The sequence below is a fragment of the Actinophytocola xinjiangensis genome (assembly GCF_001921215.1).
In the GTDB taxonomy this organism is placed as follows: domain Bacteria; phylum Actinomycetota; class Actinomycetes; order Mycobacteriales; family Pseudonocardiaceae; genus Actinophytocola; species Actinophytocola xinjiangensis.
The window spans coordinates 108,425-130,362 of record NZ_MSIF01000014.1 but is presented as its reverse complement, the minus strand read 5'-3'; the positions used below and the strand labels follow the sequence as shown (position 1 = coordinate 130,362).

Annotated in this window: 15 protein-coding genes and 1 tRNA gene; 2 read left to right on the top strand and 14 right to left on the bottom strand. The window is 72.1% G+C overall.

The features are described 5' to 3' along the window. Positions 1–528: 528 nt before the first annotated feature. Together glyA and BLA60_RS44285 are read right to left on the bottom strand one after the other, a co-directional pair. Positions 529–1,782, bottom strand: a complete 1,254-nt coding sequence (glyA, locus tag BLA60_RS26030) for a serine hydroxymethyltransferase (protein ID WP_075135624.1) — start codon at positions 1,780–1,782, stop codon at positions 529–531. A 45-nt stretch (positions 1,783–1,827) separates the two neighbouring features. Next, positions 1,828–2,274, bottom strand: coding sequence for an HIT family protein (locus tag BLA60_RS44285; RefSeq protein ID WP_075135623.1), 447 nt, complete (start codon positions 2,272–2,274; stop codon positions 1,828–1,830). 48 nt (positions 2,275–2,322) lie between these two features. Here BLA60_RS44285 and BLA60_RS26020 point away from each other — a divergent pair, with 48 nt between their 5' ends. Further along, positions 2,323–3,090 carry a GNAT family N-acetyltransferase gene (locus BLA60_RS26020; protein ID WP_075135622.1) on the top strand — a complete coding sequence of 256 codons (768 nt, stop codon included), beginning with the start codon at positions 2,323–2,325 and terminating at the stop codon, positions 3,088–3,090. On the opposite strand, the gene BLA60_RS26015 is transcribed toward BLA60_RS26020, so the two are convergent. The 3 genes from BLA60_RS26015 to BLA60_RS26005 all read right to left on the bottom strand — a co-directional run bounded on the left by BLA60_RS26015 (position 3,081) and on the right by BLA60_RS26005 (position 5,451). Then, the gene (locus BLA60_RS26015; protein ID WP_075135621.1) at positions 3,081–4,139 is read right to left on the bottom strand and encodes a threonine aldolase family protein; all 1,059 of its coding nucleotides are present in this window, start codon (positions 4,137–4,139) and stop codon (positions 3,081–3,083) included. The genes BLA60_RS26020 and BLA60_RS26015 overlap by 10 nt on opposite strands. 175 nt (positions 4,140–4,314) lie before the next feature. Next, positions 4,315–5,172 carry a TIGR03619 family F420-dependent LLM class oxidoreductase gene (locus BLA60_RS26010; RefSeq protein ID WP_075135697.1) on the bottom strand — a complete coding sequence of 286 codons (858 nt, stop codon included), beginning with the start codon at positions 5,170–5,172 and terminating at the stop codon, positions 4,315–4,317. Between the two features lie 202 nt (positions 5,173–5,374). After that, positions 5,375–5,451, bottom strand: a tRNA-Thr gene (locus BLA60_RS26005). A gap of 95 nt (positions 5,452–5,546) precedes the next feature. Here BLA60_RS26005 and BLA60_RS45695 point away from each other — a divergent pair. Next, a complete protein-coding gene (locus BLA60_RS45695; RefSeq protein WP_075135620.1) occupies positions 5,547–7,751 on the top strand; it encodes a hypothetical protein in 2,205 nt (734 codons plus the stop codon). A 1,019-nt stretch (positions 7,752–8,770) separates the two neighbouring features. On the opposite strand, the gene BLA60_RS25990 is transcribed toward BLA60_RS45695, so the two are convergent. The 9 genes from BLA60_RS25990 to BLA60_RS25950 all read right to left on the bottom strand — a co-directional run bounded on the left by BLA60_RS25990 (position 8,771) and on the right by BLA60_RS25950 (position 21,922). Next, a complete protein-coding gene (locus tag BLA60_RS25990; RefSeq protein ID WP_084735272.1) occupies positions 8,771–9,961 on the bottom strand; it encodes a DNA polymerase III subunit delta' in 1,191 nt (396 codons plus the stop codon). A gap of 589 nt (positions 9,962–10,550) precedes the next feature. Beyond that, on the bottom strand, positions 10,551–12,659 hold the full coding sequence (locus tag BLA60_RS25985) for a bifunctional MFS transporter/dTMP kinase (protein ID WP_075135617.1): 2,109 nt from the start codon (positions 12,657–12,659) through the stop codon (positions 10,551–10,553). A 92-nt stretch (positions 12,660–12,751) separates the two neighbouring features. Continuing rightward, on the bottom strand, positions 12,752–13,345 hold the full coding sequence (locus BLA60_RS25980) for a hypothetical protein (RefSeq protein WP_154814581.1): 594 nt from the start codon (positions 13,343–13,345) through the stop codon (positions 12,752–12,754). 15 nt (positions 13,346–13,360) lie between these two features. Continuing rightward, positions 13,361–14,587: a hypothetical protein gene (locus BLA60_RS25975; RefSeq protein ID WP_075135615.1), complete on the bottom strand. Its 1,227-nt coding sequence runs from the start codon at positions 14,585–14,587 to the stop codon at positions 13,361–13,363. Between the two features lie 26 nt (positions 14,588–14,613). Continuing rightward, on the bottom strand, positions 14,614–15,360 hold the full coding sequence (locus BLA60_RS25970; protein ID WP_075135614.1) for a CPBP family intramembrane glutamic endopeptidase: 747 nt from the start codon (positions 15,358–15,360) through the stop codon (positions 14,614–14,616). A 37-nt stretch (positions 15,361–15,397) separates the two neighbouring features. Continuing rightward, complete coding sequence (topA, locus tag BLA60_RS25965; RefSeq protein WP_075135613.1) at positions 15,398–18,184, bottom strand: type I DNA topoisomerase; 2,787 nt, start codon at positions 18,182–18,184, stop codon at positions 15,398–15,400. A 133-nt stretch (positions 18,185–18,317) separates the two neighbouring features. Further along, positions 18,318–18,917: a hypothetical protein gene (locus BLA60_RS25960; protein ID WP_075135612.1), complete on the bottom strand. Its 600-nt coding sequence runs from the start codon at positions 18,915–18,917 to the stop codon at positions 18,318–18,320. 42 nt (positions 18,918–18,959) lie between these two features. After that, entirely contained in the window at positions 18,960–21,245 is a 2,286-nt protein-coding gene (locus BLA60_RS25955; RefSeq protein WP_075135611.1) for a hypothetical protein, read from the bottom strand. Positions 21,246–21,337: 92 nt separating this feature from the next. Continuing rightward, complete coding sequence (locus BLA60_RS25950) at positions 21,338–21,922, bottom strand: hypothetical protein (RefSeq protein WP_075135610.1); 585 nt, start codon at positions 21,920–21,922, stop codon at positions 21,338–21,340. Between the last annotated feature and the right edge of the window lie 16 nt (positions 21,923–21,938).

Sequence of the window (21,938 nt, the reverse complement as noted above, 5' to 3'; positions counted from 1 at the left end):
ACCGTCGATCACGACCGCGACGACTCGGTGTGGCCACAGCTTGGCGTACCGGGAGCGGTGAGGGCGTTGGGGTTGTCGGCGGGCCACGGTGGGGCAGGGCGCCAGCCCTGCCCCATGAGCCCTGCGTCAGGGCGGCGGAGGCTCACGGGTCAAGAGGCCCACAGGTGAACACGAACCCAGACCCCAGCCCATGTCAGGGCCTTGAGGCGTGAGGGGCCGCCCGCACAATCCGCCGACAACCCAACCCCACCCCGCGCAACACCCACCACCCAGCCCCCTCAAACACCCCACAACCCAACAAACCAACAAACCCAACAGGTAGGTAGACCCCCACCCTCCACGGGGGCACCCCTCAAGCCATTCTAATCGAGAAACGGGCTGGAAAGCCCTCTTCGGGCCCGGCCTGTGGACAACTCGAAGCACCCAACCAGCCAGGAACGAAGCACCCGCAACGAAGACCAACGCGCTCTCGGTCAGCGGCCCGGCCCGCGCCGGCCCACGAGCCACTGACCGAGAACGGCGACCTCTTTACGCCCAGCCCGGCATCGGGTAGCCGGCCAGCAGTTCGGCGACCTCGCCGGCGATGGCCGTCAGCTCGGCGTCGTCACCGGCGGCGACCGCCCGGTCGATCCATTCCGCGATCTGCGGCATCTGCTCGACGCCGAGTCCACGGGTGGTGATCGCGGAGGTGCCCAGCCGCACCCCGGACGGGTCGAACGGCTTGCGCGGGTCGAACGGCACGGTGTTGTAGTTCAGCTCGATCCCGGCCTGGTCCAGCGCCTTGGCGGCCGGCTTGCCGCCGATGCCCTTGTTCGTCAGGTCCATCAGGATCAGGTGGTTGTCGGTCCCGCCGGACACCAGTTCGAACCCGCGCGCCACGAGCGCGTCGGCCAGCGCCTTGGCGTTGGCGACGATGTTGGCCGCGTACTCGCGGAACGAGGGCTGCGCCGCCTCGGCGAGCGCGACCGCGATGGCGGCCGTGGTGTGGTTGTGCGGGCCACCCTGCAACCCGGGGAACACGGCCTTGTCCAGGGCCTTGGCGTGCGCGGCGTCGGACATCAGCATGGCGCCGCGCGGGCCGCGCAGGGTCTTGTGCGTGGTGGTGGAGATGATCTCCGCGTGCCCGACCGGCGACGGGTGCGCCCCGCCGGCGACCAAGCCGGCGATGTGCGCGATGTCGGCGACGAGCACCGCGCCGACCTCGCGGGCGATCTCGGCGAAGGCGGGGAAGTCGATGGTCCTGGGGATGGCCGTGCCGCCGCAGAAGATCAGCTTCGGGCGTTCGGCGAGGGCGAGGTCACGCACCTCGTCGAGGTCGATGCGGCCGGTGTCCTTGCGCACCCCGTACTGCACGGAGCGGAACCACTTGCCGGTGGCCGAGACCGACCAGCCGTGGGTGAGGTGACCGCCGGCGGGCAGCGCCATGCCCATGACGGTGTCGCCGGGCGAGGCGACCGCCAGGTAGACGGCGAGATTGGCCGGCGACCCCGAGTAGGTCTGCACGTTGGCGTGGTCAACACCGAACAGCGATTTCGCCCGTTCGATGGCCATCGACTCGATCGGGTCGATGAACTGTTGCCCTTCGTAGTACCGCTTGCCGGCGTAGCCCTCGGAGTACTTGTTGGTCAGTACCGTTCCGGTGGCTTCGAGGACCGCCGTGGACACGTAGTTCTCGGAGGCGATCAGCCGCACCTTCTCGAACTGACGTTGGGCCTCGCCCTCGATGAGCTGAGCGAGCACGGGGTCGGCCGCTGCCAGGTGCGAGATCGCCGGCTGGTGCATGGTGAGTGCCTCCCTGGACGGGGTTGGAGGGGCGCCTGCCGAACACTATCTGCCCTGCCGCTGGAGGTGTGCCCGCAGCCCGCTGACGACCCGGGCGACGTCAGCGACATCACCGAGCGGGGCGTCGGGCCACTCGCCCAGCCGCGACCACCAGTACTCGCGGGGCGTGCCCGGGTAGCGCGGGACGAGGTGGACGTGCAGGTGGTCGATCTGGTGCCCGACGACCATGGAGTACACGTGCTCGGCGCCGGCGTCGGTGCGCAGCGCGTCGGCGGCGCGGGCCAGCCAGCGGCCGAGCGCGGCGGCCTCGTCGCCGGTCAGGTCCCCGAGGCCGGCGACGTGCCGGCGGGGTTCGACGACCAGGTGCCCGAGGTAGACCGGGGCGCCGTCCTGGCCGGGCGCGTCGTGGGCGACGTGCGAGACGACGACCAGGTCGTCGCCGTCGACCTGTCCGGCCGGGTCCCAGTGTTTGGCGCAGATGTAGCAGTCCACCCGGGCGAGCCTACAAATCGGCTTGCCCCGCTGTGCTGGACTTGCCGCATGGCTGACGAGGTGCTCACCGCGTTCGACTCCCAGTTGCGCGACGTGGTCCGGCCGTCGCTGGACGGTGGCCTGTTCGAGCGTGTCGGGCCGGTGATCCGTTGTCTGAGCAACGACCCGTCGGGGTGGAACGGTGTGGAGTGGTCGTCGCTGGACGAGTCGACCGCCGATGCGGTGATCGCCGACCAGATCGCCTACTTCACCGGCCACGGCCGGCGCTTCGAGTGGAAGTACTACTCCTACGACCGGCCGGCCGACCTGCCGGCGCGGCTGCGTGCCGCGGGTCTGAGCGCGGGCGAGGAGGAGACGGTGCTGGTCGCGGCGGTGGCCGACACGCCGCTGGACACGCCGCCCCCGCCGGGCATCACGCTGCGCGAGGCGACCACCGACGAGGACCTGCGGCTGGTGAAGCGGGTGCACGACGAGGTCTTCGGCGGCGACCACGGCCCGATGGTCGAGGCGATGCGCGCCCGGATGGCGTCCGGTGCGCTGGCCGCGGTGCTGGCGTTGGCCGGCGACGAGCCGGTGTGCGCGGCCAGGGTCGATTTCCATGTGGGCACGGACTTCGCGAGCCTGTGGGGTGGCGGCACGGTGGCGCGGTGGCGGCGGCGCGGGATCTACCGCGCGATGGTCGCCCACCGGGCGCGGCTGGCCGCCGACCGGGGCTACCGCTACCTGCGGACCGACGCGCTGCCGACGAGCCGCCCGACGCTGGAACGCTTGGGGTTCAAGCGGATCTGCACCACCGTTCCGTTCACTCAGGACTGACCGGCGGCGCGTTCGAGCAGCTCCCGGTAGAGCGCGACGACCTCGTCGGGCGTGAACTCCATGGCGTTCTCGGACACCGTGACCTCGACGGTGCAGCGCCCGGGGTGGCGCGGCTGGGCGCGGGAGATCACCTGGAGGCCGCGCTCGGCCATGATGTCCTGGTTGGCCCGGTCGAGGTCGGCGGCCGCGACGGGCAGGGACAGGTGGAACATGGCCGTGCACGGCGGATCCGGGTACACCTCGGCGATCCCGGCGGCGGACAACGCCGAGGCGATGGCGACCGCGTGGTCGCGGTAGTCGGCCATCCGCGTGACGCGTTCGTCGAGCCCGGCGAGGCCCGCGAGCGCGAAGGGCCAGGGGTCCGGCAGGTCGCCGCCGAGCCGCCGCCGCCACACGACCGCGGCGTCGATGACCTCGGCCGGCCCGGCGAGCATCCCGCCACTGATCCCACCGAGTCCTTTGTAGAGGGACACGTAGGCGGTGTCGAACAGCGCGGCGATCTCGGCGTGCGGCCGGCCGTAGAAGGGTTGCGCCTCCCAGAGGCGGGCGCCGTCGAGGTGGGTGGCGGCGCCGTGCGCGTGCGCCCAGTCGACCTGGGCGACCAGGTCGTCCCAGGTGGGGAGAGGTCCGCCGATCTCGCGTTGGGGCAGTTCGAGCAGCAGCGCGGCCGCGGGTTCGATGGTGGCGCCGGTGAGGTCGTCGAGGGTCAGCAGGCTGTGCGGTTCGCCGACGGGTTGGAAACGCAGGCCGTGGACGTCGGCGTAGCCGTGTTTCTCCCAGAGTTCGAGGTGGTTGGTCGGGTGGGCGAGGAAGGAGCGTCGCCCGGTGCGTTCGGCGTGGACGCGCAGCGCGACCTGCTGGGTCATGGTGCCGGTGGGGAACAGCAGCGCCCGGGGTTTGCCGAGCAGTTCGGCGACCCGCCGTTCCAGCTCGGCGACGAGCTCGGCGCCGGTCGCGTGTTCCGGGACGGTGTCCAGCAGCCGTCGGAGCACGACCTGTGGCCGCCGCCGCGACGGAGCGTGACTGACGAGCGTGCGCTGGATGTCCATTGCTCCAGTGTGTCCACCCTGTCGACCCGGTTTACCCGGTGACTCACGAGCGCGCGCTGGACCTCCATCGCCCCAGCGTGTCCACCCTGTCGACCCGGTTTACCCGGTGACTCACGAGCGCGCGCTGGACCTCCATCGCCCCAGCGTGTCCGCCCCGTCGACCCGGTTTACCTGACTACCGCCCGATCCGGAACCGCCGCGCGAACGCCGTGAGCTGGTCCCGCTGCCGAGCGGGATCGGTCTCGGTGGCGCTGACGACCAGCCGGGTCACCCCCTGCGCCGCGAGCGCGTCGACCTGCCCGACGGTCAGGTCGATCGACCCCCACCGCGTGTACTCCAGGGCGTCGGGGTCCCGCCCGTTCCGGGCGGCGGTGTCCCTGGCCAACGCCAGCCGCGAGGCCCGCTCGTCCGGCGTCAACGCGCCCCCCGGGAAGTACCCGTCCCCCCGGCGTCCCGCCCGCCGCGCCGCCGCCCGACTGGACCCCCCGACATGAATCGGCAGCACACCGCCCCCGTGCGGTTTGGGAAAGCTGCACGCGTCCTCGAACGAGAAGAACTCCCCGTCGAAACTGACCCCGTCCTCGCCCCCCGACCACAACAGTCGCATCACGTCGATCGCCTCATCAGCCCGCCGCCCACGCGCCGCGAAGTCCACCCCCATCGCCGCCGCCTCCCCCGGCAGTGTCCCCAGGCCGACGGTCAGCAGCCGCATCCGCCCCTTCGACAGCACGTCCAGGGTGGCCAGCCGCTTCGCCAACACCACCGGATGGTGGTAGGGCAACAACAACACACCCGTCCCCAACAGCAACCGATCCGTTGCCGCGGCGACAAAACTCAAACACTCCACCGGATCCGCATACGGCAACCCCGCCGGGATCTCGTGCGCCCCCACCTTGGCCCCCGGGAACACCACGACATGCTCCGGCAGGTACAGCCCCTCGAAGCCGCACTCCTCAGCATGCCGCGCATACCCCACCAACCGCTCCGGCTCCACCCCGAAGTAGGGCGTGCTGTAACTGACCGAAAATCTCATTCCCACAACGCCGACGCTAAACATTGCCGTAGACGTCACAGCAAGCCCCAGACACCGCCCCCACGGTCGACACAGCAGGGGCCGCCGCCGACAGCCCCGACCCGGGGAGCGTCCGCACGGCTCACCTGACCGGCCGTGACACGAGCAGAGGCCGGGCTCGCGTCACGCGAACCCGGCCTCCGAGTGCTACAGGTCTCTGACCTGGAGCCGCCTGTCGGAATCGAACCGACGACCTGCTCATTACGAGTGAGCCGCTCTGGCCGACTGAGCTAAGGCGGCGAACGGTGTCAGTGTAGCCAAGTGTCGGGCGTCACTGTCAGGGCACCGTCTCGTTAGAGGAGACGGACTCGCTTCGTGGCAGGGAGGACTCCGGGATGCGTGGGCGTTCACTCGTCGCGACGGCGTTGCCGCTGGTGGCGGTCGTACTGGTGTTCTCGGCGGCGCCGGCGTTGGCGCAGCCGATCACGACGCCGGTGCCGACGCCGACCGATCCGAGTTCGCCGCAGATGTCGGAGCTGGCGGCGGATCGGCCGGCGGGGCGGGTGGTCGCCGACGCCGGGACGGGGCTGGGGATCGTGCGGATCCTGCCGAACTCGGTGCCCACCAGGGCGATCGTGCCCGGCGCGGAGGACAAGCTGCCCAAGCAGCCGGCCGTCGAGGTCGGGTTCGGGATCTCCTCGGCGCAGGTCAACTCCGAGTCCTACCTCGAGTTCGAGCACGCCATCGCCCAGGCCGCGCCGGGTGGGCTCGCCGTCCAGGGCGCGACGCCGCAGGCGCCCGGGGCGCTGGCGCAGACCGCGCCGCCGAACAACCCGCGGCCGACCCACGGCGGGCTCACGCTGCCGAGGACACCGCTGGACACGATGATCACCGGCAGCGCGCTGCAGGGCCAGGTGCACGCCCAGTGGGACGACACCCTCGGCCCGTGCGTCCGCACGATCGCCGACGCGTCCACCGAGGTCGCCAGCCTGTCGCTGGTCAACGCGATCCCGACACTGCCCACCGTCACCGACCTGACCGGCGTGTTCGACGCGCCCCGACTCGACGCCCGCGCCGACCAGGAGATCATCGCCGGCCTGCGGCGGCTCGCCGGCCCGCTGAGCAGCCTCGGCGGCGTGCTGGCCGGCGAGGGCGCGCCGCGCGCGGACGGCACCGGGTCGCTGGTGAGCCTGCCGAACACGCTGTCGACCAGGTCGGTCGTGCGGCTCGTCGACCTTCCTGGCTCGCCGAACAAGGCCGTGCAGGCGACGTCGACCTTGCAGGTGGCGGCCGTCACACTGCTCGCCGGGACCCCGTTCGCGATCGAACTGCGGGTGGTCGGCCAGCCGACGCTGCAGGTCACCGCCACCGGCGACCCCAGGACCTCCACGGTTCACTACGTCGCCCCGGTGATCGAGGTGTGGCAGGGCGGCCGGCACATCGGCGGCCTCGACGCCGCCAACCCCACCGTCGACATCCCCATCGGCCTGCCGCTGCCCGGCGGCCCTGGGCAACTGCCCGTCATCGGCGACCTGCTCGCCAACGGGCAACGCGCCACCGACGCCCTCCGCCGCCTCGACCTCGGCGTCCTGCGCCTGGGCGTCGCCCAACTCGACGAGAAGCGCGAACCCATGACCACCCCGTTCCCCGGCCACCAACTGGGGGCGACCGCCAGGATGCTCGACGTCCAGGTGCTGCCGACCCAGGCGCTGGGCCTACCCAACCTGCCCTCCGCGCTGGCCCAGGTCTCCCTCGGCGAACAGATCGCCCGCGCCTACGCCCCCACCGGCGGCGTCGTCTGCGGCACGACCGGCCAGCCGGCCCCGCCGCCCGCGCCGACACCGCAGGGCAAGCAGCCGCCGGGACTGGCGTACACGACGCTGGCGTACAAGACCGTCCCGATGTTCTGGACCGGCACGGCGATGCTGCTGATCGGCGTCGTCCTGGTCGCCGCCATCCCGGCGACACGGTTCCCCCGGCGCGCGGTGGCCGGCCCACCCACCGACCCCGAGCCGCCGAGGCCCGACACGAAACGTCCCGACGAGGATCCGGTGGCCGCTGACCCGGAACCACGCGAGGTGGAGCCAGCCACCGCAACGCCGACCGACGACACCTCGACCCCAACCGTCGCAAGCCCCGCCGCGGAACCGCAGCCCGCCAACTCCGCCGGGGCCGAATCTGACGACCAGGGCGCGGACAGCCCGGAGCAGCCCGACACGAACCCGGTGGACCCGAACCCAACGGACGCAGAACCCACCGAGGCGGATCCTGCCGACACAGCACGGGCCGACGCGGACCCGGCCAACACCGAACCGACCGACGCGAACTCGACCGACCCGCAACCGACCGAGACGAGTTCCGCCGACCCGCAACCAACAGAGGCCAGTTCGGCCGGCCCGGAACCAACAGAGACGAGTTCCGCCAACCCAGAACCAACAGAGACGAGTTCGGCCGGCGCGGAACCGATTGTCGAGCTTGCCGATGCGGAGCCTGTCGAGAATCCCGCCGACACGACTCGGGTCGAGAAGCCCACCGAGGCGAACCCGGCCGAGACGGAGTCGACCAGCGCGCCCACGTCCGACGACACCGGTCGAAGCTGAACGGCAGACAGACCGAACGCATCCCCCTGGAACTCGGGGCCCCGGGGGTCCCCCCGGTTTCAACATTACCGGGCGAGGGTGACAGGTCTGGGTGGTCAGAGCTGAGTTGTCCACAGGGTCGGCGCGCGAGTGGAGACCATTCGCGGAAGGTGCGGCCGGTGCCGAACACAGAGGAGCGGTTCAGGGAAGGCGCGGCAAGCATCGGCGAATGAGCGATGTGCGCATCCCGCTACGGGCGAGAAGAGCGCACCGTGCCCATGGACCAGCCCCGGATCCAGTAGGCGCGGGCGAGCACCTCGGTCTTGGGGAAGCCGAAGTCGTCGCAGAGAGCCGAGCGGCGCAGAGTCCGGGCAGGTGGGGCCGTCCCGTCCATCGCCAGGCGGGCTGCGCGGTCTGGGCGAACATCAGCGGCCTTGTCGTCCAGCAGCAGCGCCCGGCGCGACGCCCGGTACCCCTCGCCGACGCCGGCCACGGTCGATTCGAGACACCCCCGGTCACGTGAGGACAGTGATCGCGCGTGGCGCGGACAGCAGGGCATTCCACGGGCCACGGTCCGCGCCAGGCGAGCTGCGGCAACCGTGCGACACCACGAACTTCCAGCCGCCAAAGCGATTCCGCGCCTCACGCGGCCAGCCAGGACGAGCCCGGCCCCAGGGCGCAGGGACAGCGGGGAGCTTGCTGCGGAGGACACCGCCATGTCGGGGCTGGCCGGGGCGCCCCTGATCGTTGTGAGTTTCCTGGAACTCCGCGATGCCTGGCTGCCGCACTCGCGGTCGGCCCGGACTGCTTGACCCCGCCGAAGGGGGCGCCGACGTCCAGGCCGGCGCCGTTGAGGCCTTCGTGCCGAAGGGCACGGGTGGTTTCGCGGGCGTTGCGTTCATGTCCGGGCGAGCGGAGCCAGCGCAGGACACCGGACCTTGCGTTGGTGGCAGGGCGGCGGCTGTGGGGCAGGCGCCGATCGCGGGCGCGGGATGCGCCCGGTGCGGCGGTCACACCACCGATGGAGCCCGACGGGGAGGTCAGCCCTGGTGGAGGGTCATCAGCATGGCTTCGATGGCGATGCGGGGTTTGACGTTCAGTTCCAGCGCTTCGCGGCAGGTCAGGACGGCTTCCAGGCGTTTGAGGGTGGAGTCGGGGGGCCAGCGGGTGGCTGCCTGGCGGGTGTCGGCGGCGCGGTCGGGGTGGTTGAGGGTGGCCGGGGAGCCGGCGGTGGTGATCAGGACGTCGCGGTAGAAACCCGCCAGGTCGACGAGGGCCAGGTCGATCGCGTCGCGTTGGGTTCGGGTGGCTCGGGATTTCTGGCGGCGTTCGAGTTCCTTGATGGCGGCGGCGCTGCCTCGGGTCGCGGACGCGGTGCCCTTGCCGGTGCCGCCGTGGCCCATGGCGGTTTTGAGGGCCTCCTTCTCGGCCTCGTCCCTGGTGCCGCTGACCTCGCTGGCGTCGGCCTCGGCGGACTTGACGAGGTCGTCGGCGCAGGTGAAGACGTCGGCGATGCGGGAGAGGTTCATCGGGATCCGCAGGACCGACTCGCGGCGGCGGCGGGCGGCCTCGTCGGTCGCCAGGCGCCTGGCGCGGCCGACGTGGCCGCCGCACACCGACGCGGCCCAGGTCGCCATGTCCTCGGGCAGGCCGTCGCGGGTGCGCAGGACCTCGGCGATCGCCTCGGCGGACGGGGTGCGCAGGCCGAGGTGCCGGCACCGCGACCGGATCGTCACCGGCACGTCCTCGGGATGGTCCGACGGCGCGCACAGCAGGAACACCGTGCGCTCCGGCGGCTCCTCGACCGCCTTGAGCAGGGCGTTCGCCGCGCCTTCTGTCAACCGGTCGGCGTCGGTGATGATCACGACCTGCCAGCGGGCGCCGGTCGGCCGGCGGGCGGAGATCTGCACCAGCGCCCGCATCTCGGCCACCGAGATCGACAGGCCCTCCGGCACCACGACGTGCACGTCGGCGTGGGTTCCGGCCATCGCCGTGCGGCACCCGGCGCACTGGGCGCACCCCGTACCGCTCTCACACTGCAACGCCGCGGCGAACGCGCGCGCCGCGACCGACCGGCCCGACCCTGGCGGGCCGGTGAACAGCCACGCGTGCGGCACCGCCGACGCCGACCCGCTGAACGTGCCATCCACCATCGACGCGGCCACGGTCGCCGACGCGGTCAACACCGCGACCGAATCCGGCTGACCCACCACCTGCGACCAGACACTCACCCACCCAGTCTCCACCTTCGCCCCCGCCGGCCCGGGCGGGGGCCGGGCGACCAAGACCAACCGCCGGCCGTGGCGGTCCCGGTTCTGGCGACAGCCACCTGCCAGGGGCGCGGCGGGCCAACCGGCCGGCGGTCGCGCTCACCAGCACCCCGCCGGTGAGTGTGACCAGTTCCCGGCACATCAGGACCGGTCGCCGGCCCGCTGCCGAGCCGCCACTCGGCGAGCCCGCGCGGTGAAGCCTCGGCGGTCAGCGGCGTGACGGGCCAGGTCGTCGGGCCGGTCACGCGGCGGGAACCGACTGTTCCGGCGTGACGAGTACGCACCGCAAGCGGACGTGGACCACGGGGGACGTTCGCCACCACGACCCGCCGTGACGACAGCGCGGGCGCCCCCGGCGTGTCGGCCGCCGGCCCACCTCGGGTGAGCGGCACACCGCGCGGCAAGCGCCATCCGCCGGCCCGGGGTCACCCACCTGCGCCTGCGGTTTTCTGTCGGTGCCGAGTTGTAGTGTTGAGCGAGGGGTCCCCCCGGGCCGAGGCGGATGAGCGCGGGGTCGTGGGTTCGCTTTCGCACACGGTGCGGTATGGGGCTAGGGCTTCGCTGAAGTGGTCGCGGGGGCGGGGCTGTCGCTGGGCAGCAGGTTCGCCAGCCGGCGGCCGGCGAGTGCCGTCTGGACGGCCGTGCGCACCCGAACGGCGACCTGTTCCGGTGTGCCGTCCGCGTCCACGACGACGTAACGGTCCGGGTCGGCCGAGGCCATCTCGGTCAGGACCCGCTGGACGTGCCAGTGGTGGCCGGGGGTCGCGCTGCGGGGTGAGGTCAGCAGGCTCGGGTCGCGGTCCAGCAGGATCGTGACGTCGGGGCGCAGGCGGGCGGTGGCCCAGTCGGCCAGGCCCTCCAGCTCGGCCGGGTCGAGGCCGGCGGCGGCGGACAGGTGTGCCAGTGGGCTGTCCACGAAGCGTTCCATCACGACCAGCGCCCCCCGGTCGAGGGCCGGGCCGATCTGGCGTTCGACGATGTCGGCGCGGACCGCCGCCGCCACCAGGGCGTGGGCGCGGGCACCGGTCAGTCGGGCGCCGGTGAGCACGGAGTGCAGCCGGTCGTCGTCGAGGGAGGGGTCGCTGGCGAGGACGACCTCCTTGTTGCCGGGGTGGCGCAGCCAGTCGGCCAGCAGGTCGGCCTGGACGGCGGTGTCCTGGGCGGTGTCGCCCTCCATCGCGATCAGCAGGCCGGTGGAGCGGCGGGGCTTGCGGCGGATCACGGCCAGCAGGTCGGCCAGGATCGGTTCGCTGCGACGGTCGTCCATCTGGCGGTAGGCGATCACCCCGACGACGGCGGCGATCACGCCGCCGGCCAGCAGCACGGGGCGGGTGCCGTCGATGGTCATCGTGCGGCCCCAGACGTCGACGCGGCTGGGTTTGACCAGGCCGACGAGGACCGGGGTGATGCCCATCGACGCAGCCAGGATGATCTTCATCAGGGACTGGTAGATGGCGTTGATCCGGCCGCGGATGGCGTCCTCGATCTGCGAGCCGATGATCGTCACGCCGGTCAGGAACGCGACGCCGGCGCACGCGCCGATCATCATCACCGTCACCAGCGAGACCACCAGGTGCGGGGACACCGCCACCAGGCACAGCACCAGGCCGGCGAGCACGATCGCGATGCCGAACAGGCGGTTGTGCGGCAGACGCCGGGCCAGGTTCGGCGCGCCGGCCATGCCAGAGGCCAGGCCGATGAACAGCGCCACCAGCAGCAGGCCGAAGGTCGACTCGCCGCCGCGCAGGCTGTCTGCGTAGAGCTTCGCGGAGCCGATCAGCGCGCCGGCGGCGGTGATGGCGCCGATCAGGCCGACGAGCAGGCCGCGCACCAGCGGTGTGCTGCGCACGAACCGGGCGGCGTCGCGGATCATGTCGCGGAAGCCGGGCTTGTCCTCGCCGGCGTCCTGTTTGGGCGCCGACGGTGACACCACGCGCCGCGACAGCTCCGGGATGCGGGTGGCGACCAGGATCGCGCTGGTCAGGTAGAGCAGGCCGTTGAAGACCAGGATGATCTTGGCCATGCCCATGCCGTCGGGATCGGGCTGGAGTTCGAGGTTGGTGGTGATACCGGTGATGGCCGCGTAGAGGCCGAAGCCGCTGATCGCGGCGAAGCCGTAGGTCATCACCATGCCGAGCTGGCTGGCGGTCTCCACCTGGTCGGGCCGGCGCAGCAGGTTGGGCACCGCCGCGTCCTTGGACGGGATCCACATCATCGCGCAGCAGCCGATGAGGAAGTTGCCGATGAACAGCCACCACGTGGTGCCCACGACGACGATCGACAGGAACAGCCCGCAGCGCAGGACGTCGCAGATCACCATGACCTTGCGGCGGTCGAACCGGTCGGCGAGCAGACCGCCCAGCGGGGCGAACAGCAGGCCGGGCAGCAGCTGGGTGAGCACGACCCCGGCGAACGCGAAGCTCTGCGCCGGATAGCCCTCGGTCAGCTTGGTCAGCAGACCGGTCAACGCCAGCAGCGACAGCCAGTCACCGATGCTGCACAGGTAGGTGACGCCCCACAGTCTCCGGAAGCCCCGGATGGCGAGCACGCTGCGCGCGCGGTGGGTGATCGACGCGTGTGACTCGGCCGGTGCCCTGACACCGGCTTCCGAGTTCGAACTCGTTCCCCCGCTGATCCCAGCCACCCCATCTCCACGCATCCCGCCCTACCAGCGTAGCCGGCGCGGGAGCACGTCCGGATGATCGGACGGTAGTAGGTGGCCGGGTTCGCCGTTGCTCGGGGTAGTGAGAACTAGCTGAAAATTGACGCCAAAGTGTCAATCAGACTAGCCAGTACCACTATCGCGATAACGCCGATTACCACCAGTAGCGAGAAAATGATGGCGACACTCGGTGCGGAGGATTTCCGGCCGACGGCCGACGCCGGGCGTGGCACCGGCTCATGGCGGCGCAGCAGCCGGGGCCAGTCGAACGGCAACCGGCGGGTCCCCTCGACGGCGCCCGGCGCGGACGCGGCGCCCGCCGGCCCCTCCGGGGCCTTCTGGGCCGGCACCCCGAACGGCGGGGTCGGCGCGGGATCCGGCGCGGCGGCTGGCTCGGCGGGCGGCTCAGGCGCCGGAGCCGGCGGCTCGGCCGGCGCCGTGGCCTGGGCCGGAATGTCCGGTTCGTCGCCGATGGCTCGCTTGACCAGACCGAGATCCAGCTCGGAGTCGTCGTCGAGCATGCCGGCCATCGCCTCGCGGACCGCCGTGATGTCGGGCATCGCCGGCTCGACCACCCGAACGGTCACCGGCTCCGCCTCGTAACGACTGCCGGTGACCAGCCCGGACAGCGGATCCGCCACGACCGGGGGCGGTCCTGGGTCCTGCGTGCCGTCGTTGGTCATGCGGTACTCCCTGCGCTACCTGTCGGTGACGGTCCGCATACCAGGGTAGGAGCCAACGGCCCGCCGGGCGAGATAAACCTGCCGAACCGCGAGACTCGTCCTGACCTCGGCCAGCAGCGGGTCGAAGAACGCCTTGCGGTAGTGCGGATCCGTGGCCGCCGACGCGGTGAAGTACAGCCCGGAGAACACCGACAGGAAGATCGACACCTGCACCAGCGCCCGGCTCACCGGCAGCTCGATGCCGAACAGCCGGCCCGACGCCAGCCCCTCCCCCAACCAGGACACCACCACCGACTCACGGATCGCCAGCGCCCCGAACAGCACGAACAACACGAACACCAACAGCGCCAGCACCGCGATCTGCAACGCCTGCGCGACGAACAGCACCACCGTCACGTTCGCCCGCTCGGACCGCGACAGCGGCTGCGGCGCGACCGCCTCCTCGCCGCCGGTCAGACCGGCGAACGGGGTGTCGCGCAGCTGGCCGGCCAGGTCGTCGAGGCCGCCGGCACTGGCCCGGTCGGTCATCTCCCGCAGCTCGTCGGCCTGGGTGGCGATCATGAACAGCACCGAGAGCCCGGCGAGCAACGCCACCACCGACCACAGCTGGTAGCGGGGCAGCGCGTCGGCGATCTGCCACATCTCGGTGGAGAAGAACGCGAACATCACCACCAGCACCAGCAGCGGCAACGCCTTGGTGGCCATCGTGCCCACCGTGCCGAGCTGGCGCACCGCGTGCCGCAGACCCCACGCCAGGATCGAACCGGCGCCCACGTAGACGGCCAGCAGCACCAGCAGCGTCGCGCCGACGTTGATCGTCAGGCTGACCCACACGTTGTCCCGCAGACCGACCGCCCGGTCGATCACCGGCAACACCGGCACGTTGAGCACCAACACCGCGATCGCCAGCACCCGCCGGCCCGACGCGTCCAGCCGGCGCCGCCACCGGGTCACCAGCCACGCCACCAACGCCGGCAGCACCAGCGCGGCGACCGCCACCACCACCAACTGGCCGACCACGAACGCCGGATTGGCCAGCAGCGCCTCCAGCTCCCCGCGCGGCCGGTCGGCCCACAACGCCAGCAGCGACACCAGCGGGTCCAGCGTCAGCAGGAACACCAGCGCCGGAATCGCCCGCTGCAACAGCGCCGACCCGCGCCGGTCCTGGCGCACCACCAGCGGCAGTCCGCGCCGGCGGAACCACGCCTCCACCGCCCGGCGGTCCAGCTCGTGCCCGTTCACCCGGCGAGACTAACGCCACGCCGACGTCAGGCGGGCTCGATCCGGTGACGCCGGACCACCACCACGACACCCAACGCGACGATCACCAGCACGCTGAGCACCGGCAGCGGACAGCTCTCGCCGGGCACCACCGTCGCCGAGATCAGCGAGAAGTCCCACAGGCCGTGCACCAGCGCCGGGACCAGCAGGCCGCCGGTGCGGCGGCGGACCAGGTAGAAGAAGTAGCCCGACAGCGCGGCGGCCACCACCTGCACCAGCGCCGACCTGCCCTCGCTGACCAGGTTCGTGGCGTGCGCCAGGCCGAAGATCACCGTCGTCCACAGCGCGACCCAGCCCTCGGTGAACCCGTTCGCCCGGAACACCGTGACGCCGAGGCCCCGGAACATCAGCTCCTCGGTGAACCCCACCGCCAGCGTGCTGACCAGCAGCAACGCCGTGAGCCCCAGACCCCGTTCGGCCAGCCCGCCGTAGTTGGTCACCGCCACCACGGCCACCAGCTGCACCACCGGCACCACGACCACCCACGACCGCACCGGCCGGTCGTCGGCCAGACACGGGCGCCACCACCGCAGCACCGTCACCACCAGCGCCACCCACACCAGCGACGCCAGCACCGGCACCGTGATGCCCCGCCACAGCGAGTCGACACCGCTGGCCGAGGCGTACTCGATGTCCCGGCCACGGGTCAGCAGCAGGCCGACACCCTGGACGACGACCAGGTAGACCACGACCACCGCGACATAGGCCAGCACCGACAACCGGCGGGTACCCATCCGCCGATCGTCGGGCAGCGGCGCGGTGGCCGCGAACTCAGGCCTTGGAGCGGGCCGTGGACTTCTTCGCCGGGGCCTTCTTCGCGGTCGTCGACTTCGCGGGAGCCTTGCGCGTGGTGCGCTTGGGCGCAGGGCCCTTCGCGCGCTTCTCCGCCAGCAGCTCCGCCGCCCGCTCGTCGGTCAGCGTCTCCACGCTGTCGGACTTGCGCAGCGACGCGTTGTACTCGCCGTCGGTCACGTACGGGCCGAACCGGCCGTCCTTGACCACCATCGGCTTGCCGGACACCGGGTCGTTGCCCATCTCCTTGAGCGGCGGCGCGGACGCGGCGGCCTGCCGGCCCCGGCGCTTGGGCTCGGCGTAGAGCTTGAGCGCCTCGTCGAGGGTGACGGTGAAGATGTCCTCCTCGTTGCCCAGCGAGCGGGAGTCGGTGCCCTTCTTCAGGTACGGGCCGTAGCGGCCGTTCTGCGCGGTGATCTCCTCGCCGCTGGCCGGGTCGTTGCCGACCACCCGGGGCAGCGACAGCAGCCGCAGCGCGTCCTCAAGACCGACGGTCTCCACCGACATCGACTTGAACAGCGAACCCGTGCGCGGCTTGGCCTTCTTCGCCTTCGGGTCCTCCGGCTCGGGCAGCACCTCGGTCACGTACGGGCCGAACCGGCCCTCCTTGGCGAGGATCTCGTGCCCGGTCACCGGGTCGTTGCCCAGCGAACGGCCCTCCACCGGGGTCGCGAACAGCTTCTCCGCCAGCTCGACGCTCAGCTCGTCGGGCGGCAGGTCCTCGGGCAGGTTCGCCCGCTGCGGGTGCTCGGCGCCGTCCGGGCCCTCGCCGTCGCGCTCCAGGTACGGGCCGTAGCGGCCGACGCGGACCACCACGGTCCTGCCCGTCTCGTCGGTGAACAGCGGGATCGAGTTGATCTCCCGCGCGTCGATGGTGTCCACACCGGACCCGACGAGCTTCTTGAGCCCACCGGCCCGGCCGATCGAGCCCTGCGGGCCGACGTCGCCGCCGAAGTAGAACCCGGTCAGCCACTTGGTGCGCTGCTGCTCGCCGGCCGCGATGCGGTCCAGCTCGTCCTCCATCGCGGCGGTGAAGTCGTAGTCCACCAGGCGACCGAAGTGCCGCTCCAGCAGACCCACCACCGAGAACGCGATCCACGACGGGACCAGCGCGGAGCCCTTCTTCCAGACGTAGCCCCGGTCCTGGATGGTGTTGATGATCGACGCGTAGGTCGACGGGCGGCCGATCCCCAGCTCCTCCAGCGTCTTGACCAGGCTCGCCTCGGTGTAGCGCGGCGGCGGGCTGGTGGTGTGGCCGTCGGGGTTGAGCTCGGTGGCGGTGACGCCCTGGCCCTTGGTCAGCCTCGGCAGCCGGCGCTCGGCGTCGTCGGCCTCGCCGCCCTCCTCCGAGTCGACCGCCTCGACGTAGGCCCGCAGGAACCCGGCGAAGGTGATGGTGCGCCCGGACGCGGCGAACGTGCACTCCTCGCCCGAGGCCGCCGTGCCGGTGATCCGCACGCTCATCGTGGTGCCGCGCGCGTCGGCCATCTGCGAGGCGACCGTGCGCTGCCAGATCAGCTCGTAGAGGCGGAACTCGTCGGACTCCAGCTCGCCGGCGACCTGGCCGGGGGTGCGGAACACCTCACCGGCCGGGCGGATCGCCTCGTGCGCCTCCTGCGCGTTCTTGACCTTGCGGTTGTACTGGCGCGGCTGCGGGGAGACGTAGGCGTCCCCGTACAGCTCGCGGGCCTGCGCGCGGGCCGCCGCGATCGCCGTCTCCGACAGCGTCGTGGAGTCGGTACGCATGTAGGTGATGTAGCCGTTCTCGTAGAGCCGCTGGGCGACACGCATCGCCCGCTCCGCCGAGAACCGCAGCTTGCGACCCGCCTCCTGCTGCAACGTCGAGGTCATGAACGGCGCGTACGGCTTGCGCGTGTACGGCTTCTCCTCGACGTTGGAGACCGCCAGCGCCGCGCCGGTCAGCGCCTCGGCCAGCCGGCGGGCCTCGGCCTCGTCCAGGCGCAGCACGGTGGAGCCGGACTTGAGCTGGCCGTCCTGGCCGAAGTCGCGGCCGGTGGCCAGGCGGGTGCCGTCGACCGACAGCAGCCGGGCGCCGAAGTTGCGCGGCTCGGCCTCCTCGCCGGCGTCGAGCTTGGCGGAGATGTCCCAGTAGGAGGCGGGGACGAACTTCATCCGCTCGCGCTCGCGGTCGACCACGATCCTGGTGGCCACCGACTGCACCCGGCCGGCCGACAGGCCACGGGTGATCTTCTTCCACAGGACCGGGCTGACCTCGTAGCCGTAGAGGCGGTCGAGGATGCGCCGGGTCTCCTGGGCGTCGACCAGGTCCTGGTCGAGCGGGCGGGTGTTCTCGGCAGCGGCGCGGATGGCCGACTCGGTGATCTCGTGGAACACCATCCGGCTGACCGGCACCTTGGGCTTGAGCGCCTCCAGCAGGTGCCAGGCGATCGCCTCGCCCTCGCGGTCACCGTCCGTCGCGAGGTAGAGCTCGTCGACGGTCTTGAGCGCCTCTTTCAGCTCGGTGACCGTGGACTTCTTGTCCGGGGTGACGATGTAGATGGGCTCGAAGCCGTTGTCGACGTTCACGCCGAGGTTGGACCACGACTCACCCTTGTACTTCGCCGGCACCTCCGCCGCCTTGCGCGGCAGGTCGCGAATGTGGCCGCGTGAGGACTCCACGACGAAGTTCCGGCCGAGGTAGGAGGCGATCTTGCGCGCCTTGGCCGGTGACTCGACGATCACCAGCCGGCGCGGCTGCGCCCCGTTGTTCGTGCCGCCGCTCTTCGTCCCCGTAGACCCTGCCACTCGTGTCCCGCTCTCTTGTCAAGCTCACTCTCAGCTCGACAGTGTGCACGTTGCCGTCCGTGATACCTACCCCCAGGTGCTTCCCAGCACACTTCGTCGAGGGGGTATTCCCCGTTACCTGGGTAGCACACGTTCAGGCGCTCTGGCGCACCCGGGATACCGCCGGCCAGGTCGGCTCGGCGGCCTCCAGGGGCGGCCGGCCGACCAGCTCGGCCAGCCGAGCCAGCCTGCGTCTGCCCGATATTCGCAGGCCCGGACCCTCGTCACGGCCACTGTGGAGGGTGGCGGGCAGGCCGGCGCCGGCGACAACGAGAGCCAACCGCTCGTGGGTCGCGGGAGCCAGCGGATCCAGTGCCAGCCGGTAACCGCCGTCGGTCCAGTCACCGGCGGCGAGCACCCACAGTCGTAACGCCCCGCCACCGAGCGTGAGCCCGTCCGGCGCGGTCTTGCCGTCCTCGCCGCTGCTCCACGCGGCCGCCAGCGCGCTCAGGTCGGCCCGGAAGGCGGTGCGGACCAGCAGGCCCTCGGGGCAGGTGTACAGGCTCGCCTCGACACCCCGGTCGGCCAGCGCGCGCACCAGCGCACGACCCCGCCAGGTCTGACCGACGGTGACCGACAGGCGCGCGGCGACACCGCCGAACGCGGCGATCCGCCCCGGCCCGCACAGCAACCCCGCGAGGTCACCCCTGGCCGGCGGGTTGGCCTCGGCGGAGTAGAACGACAACTGCGCCACCCGCCCAAGGATAGAACACTCGTTCGATCACGGGAAGCGCGATCAGTGATCGAGCCGGAACAGCGTGCCATCGGCCGCCCTGACCAGCGCACCGCCCTCCACGCCGAACAGCCGCGCGCCGCGCAGCCGCTCGTCCTGGGCCACGACCACCGGATCACCGGCCGCCGACAGGCCGAGCAGCACGTCGTCGTCGAGCACCAGCGGCCGGCCGGCGACGTCGAAGGCGACCGTGGTCTGGTCCAGGGTCAGCGCCGAGGGCGCGGTCCCGTGCGCCAGCTGCACGGCCACCGGCACCTGGTCGGTCCCGCGCGGGTCGATCACCGCACGGGCCTTGCCCGCCGAGTCCGGGTCGAACACGAACAGGCCCTTGTTCGACACCGCCCAGCCGCGCCCGTCCGGGCCGACCGCCACCCGCAGGCACTGGGTGAACTCCGCCAGCGCCGGCACCGGCCGCTCCGCGCCGCCGGCGAACCGCACCGGCACACACGTGCCGACCAGCGGCTGCCCGCCGGACAGGTCCAGCGCCAGGTCGATGTCGTCCCCGCCGGGCACCCGGCCGAACCGGCGGACCTCGCCGCCGGCGGTGGCGTGCACCAGCCGCCGGGTCTGCAACGGGTTGGTGCCGCCGGTCTCGTCGGTCACCGGCGTGTTCGGCGGCACCGTCTCCAGCCACCACACCCCGCCCGAGCCGTCCGGGACGATCTCCCGGCGGTCCTGCTCGTCGATCCGCGGGTCGTCGATCCGCCGGCCCAGCGTGGTCCGGGCGCCGCTGGGAGCGACCGCCACGACCGTGCCGTCCCCGGTGACCTCCGCGCGGCGTCCGTGCACGTCAAGGGGCAGCGCGGCCGTGGTGTCGTAGCGTGCCGCCAGCGGCACCAGCCGTGCCGGCTCACCGACCTCGGGGTGGGCCGCGCAGTCGGCCGGCGGGTCGGGCAGCTCCTGGACGGCGTCGGCCGGCAGCCGCCACAGGCCGGTACGGGACACCGCCAGCAGCGAGCCGTCGGCGGCCTCGGCCAGACCGCTGAACGCCCCCACCACCCGGACCGCCGGGGCCGCCCGCAGGACCCCGTCGCCGGTGACGGTCAGCAGCCGGGAATCCCCGCCCGGGCTGGTCGCCAGCCACCAGCCGTCCGCGCCGGCCGGGGCGACCGAGTCCACGTCGACCAGGTAGGACTCCACGGCACGGTTGTTCAGCCAGCAGGTCTCGTCGTAGCCGCCGGCCAGCGGCGCCCAGTCCCCGTCGCCCTGGCCCGTGGACACCAGCCGCGCGCCCGGTAAGTGGTCGCTGGCCACCAGCCGCCGCGAGCCGGGGTGCTCCCGCACCGGGAACGAGCCGCCCGGCGCGTTGCCGATCAGCGCAACCATGCTCGGGGCCGCGACCTCGGGCAACGAGTCGGCCGCGACGTCCTCGCCCGGGGTCAGCCCGTCGGTGACGTCCAGCCGCCGCAGCACCGGGTCGCCCCGGTCACCGGTGGTCACCAGCATCGTGCCGGCCGCCGACAGCGGGCCGGCCGACAGCGCCCCGCTCACCGTCGCCGCCTTCTCACCCGGCGCGACGACCCGCACCTCGCGGTCCGGGCCGCGCACGACCAGCCGGCCCTCGACAACGCCCTCCAGCGAGACCTGGGAGTCGTGGTTGCGCACCAGCACGACCACCCGGTCGTCCTCGACGGTCACGATGCCCTCCGGCAGCGACACCGCCGGTCCGCCGGGCGCCGGGACCAGCCCGTAGTGCCCCTCGGTCGCCGGCAGCAGCGACGCCCCGCCGCGCGGGGGCTCCGTCGAGCGTCGGTCGGCGGCGGCCAGCACGAGGTCCAGCGGCGCCGCGTCCGGGCGCTGGTAGCCCGGGTCCTCGACGGTCACGAACCACACCGGGACGGCCAGCAGCGCGGTCGCCGCCGCCAGCACCCGCCGCCGGCCGTCCAGCGTGCCGACCAGCAGGGTCAGTGCGCCGCCGAACAACACCAGTCCCGCGCCCAACGTCACCGCCGACCCGACGGCGAACCCCCACGACCAGACCGTCGCCACCGCCACCCCCGACCCCACCGCGCCCGCCCCGGCCAGCCACCACCACGTCGTGGGCGACTCCCGCCGCGAGTCGTTGGCCACCGCCACGACCACCACGAACGCGGTCAGCACCAGCAGCCACACCACGCCGCCGCCGACGACCTCGGTGCCGCGCAGGGTCTGCCGGCCCTCCTCGGTCAACGCCCCGTCCTGGTACCGCAGGGTCACCGCCGGCGCGCGCCACCACGGCAGCCACAGCGCACCGGCACCCAGTGCGGCCAGCAGCGCGCCGCCCCAGGCGATCCAACGAGTCCGGTCCATGTCGCCCCCAGGTGACGAACGAACTGTGACAAACGAAACGGTCCTGCCCCGGCATCATGCCGGGGCAGGACCGTCCGCGTGTGCGATTCGACTCAGGAGACCGAGTTCTGGAGCTCCTTGCAGGACGCGGCCTCCTTGAAGGCCTTGTCCAGCTCCGAGTTGTCCTCGAACTCGCCCGTCGGGTCGAGGTCGGACAGCGACTGCAGGTTCCCGACGGCGGTCGTGACCGCCTCCTGGAAGCCCTGCGGGTCGTCGACCGACGCGCCCTCGACCGTCGTCTTCGCCTCGGTCACCGCGTCCTTGGCGTTGCCCACCTGCTCGATGAACTTGTCCAGCGACGCCGAACCGTTGTCCACCGGCGGCGGGCCGGCGTCCTCGACCGCGCTGGCCATGCCGTCCAGCGAGGTCTCGATCTTGCCGAGGAACGCGACCAGCGAGTCCTTCGCGGCCTGCGGGCTGGACTGGTCCATCTCCGGCGGGGTGCTGATCGCCTCGATGTCGTCCTTGATCGACGTGCAGACCGTGTCGGCCCAGGCGACCGGGTCGCCTCCGCCGCTACCGCCGCCGTCGCCGCTTCCCCCGCTGCCGCCATCGCCGCTGCCGGATCCGCTGTCCGAACCACAGCCCGTGACCGCGAAAGCGATCAGCGCCGCGAACGCGACTACCCGTGACTTCACTCGTGCTCCTCTGGTT

Bases quoted from the DNA above. Each gene is read 5' to 3' on its own strand.
- glyA (WP_075135624.1), bottom strand. From the start codon at position 1,782: ATGCACCAGCCGGCGATCTCGCACCTGGCAGCGGCCGACCCCGTGCTC.
- BLA60_RS25980 (WP_154814581.1), bottom strand. From the start codon at position 13,345: ATGACCAACGACGGCACGCAGGACCCAGGACCGCCCCCGGTCGTGGCG.
- BLA60_RS25970 (WP_075135614.1), bottom strand. From the start codon at position 15,360: ATGGGTACCCGCCGGTTGTCGGTGCTGGCCTATGTCGCGGTGGTCGTG.
- BLA60_RS45695 (WP_075135620.1), top strand. From the start codon at position 5,547: ATGCGTGGGCGTTCACTCGTCGCGACGGCGTTGCCGCTGGTGGCGGTC.
- BLA60_RS25955 (WP_075135611.1), bottom strand. From the start codon at position 21,245: ATGGACCGGACTCGTTGGATCGCCTGGGGCGGCGCGCTGCTGGCCGCA.
- BLA60_RS25985 (WP_075135617.1), bottom strand. From the start codon at position 12,659: ATGCGTGGAGATGGGGTGGCTGGGATCAGCGGGGGAACGAGTTCGAAC.
- BLA60_RS26015 (WP_075135621.1), bottom strand. From the start codon at position 4,139: ATGGACATCCAGCGCACGCTCGTCAGTCACGCTCCGTCGCGGCGGCGG.
- BLA60_RS26010 (WP_075135697.1), bottom strand. From the start codon at position 5,172: ATGAGATTTTCGGTCAGTTACAGCACGCCCTACTTCGGGGTGGAGCCG.
- BLA60_RS26020 (WP_075135622.1), top strand. From the start codon at position 2,323: ATGGCTGACGAGGTGCTCACCGCGTTCGACTCCCAGTTGCGCGACGTG.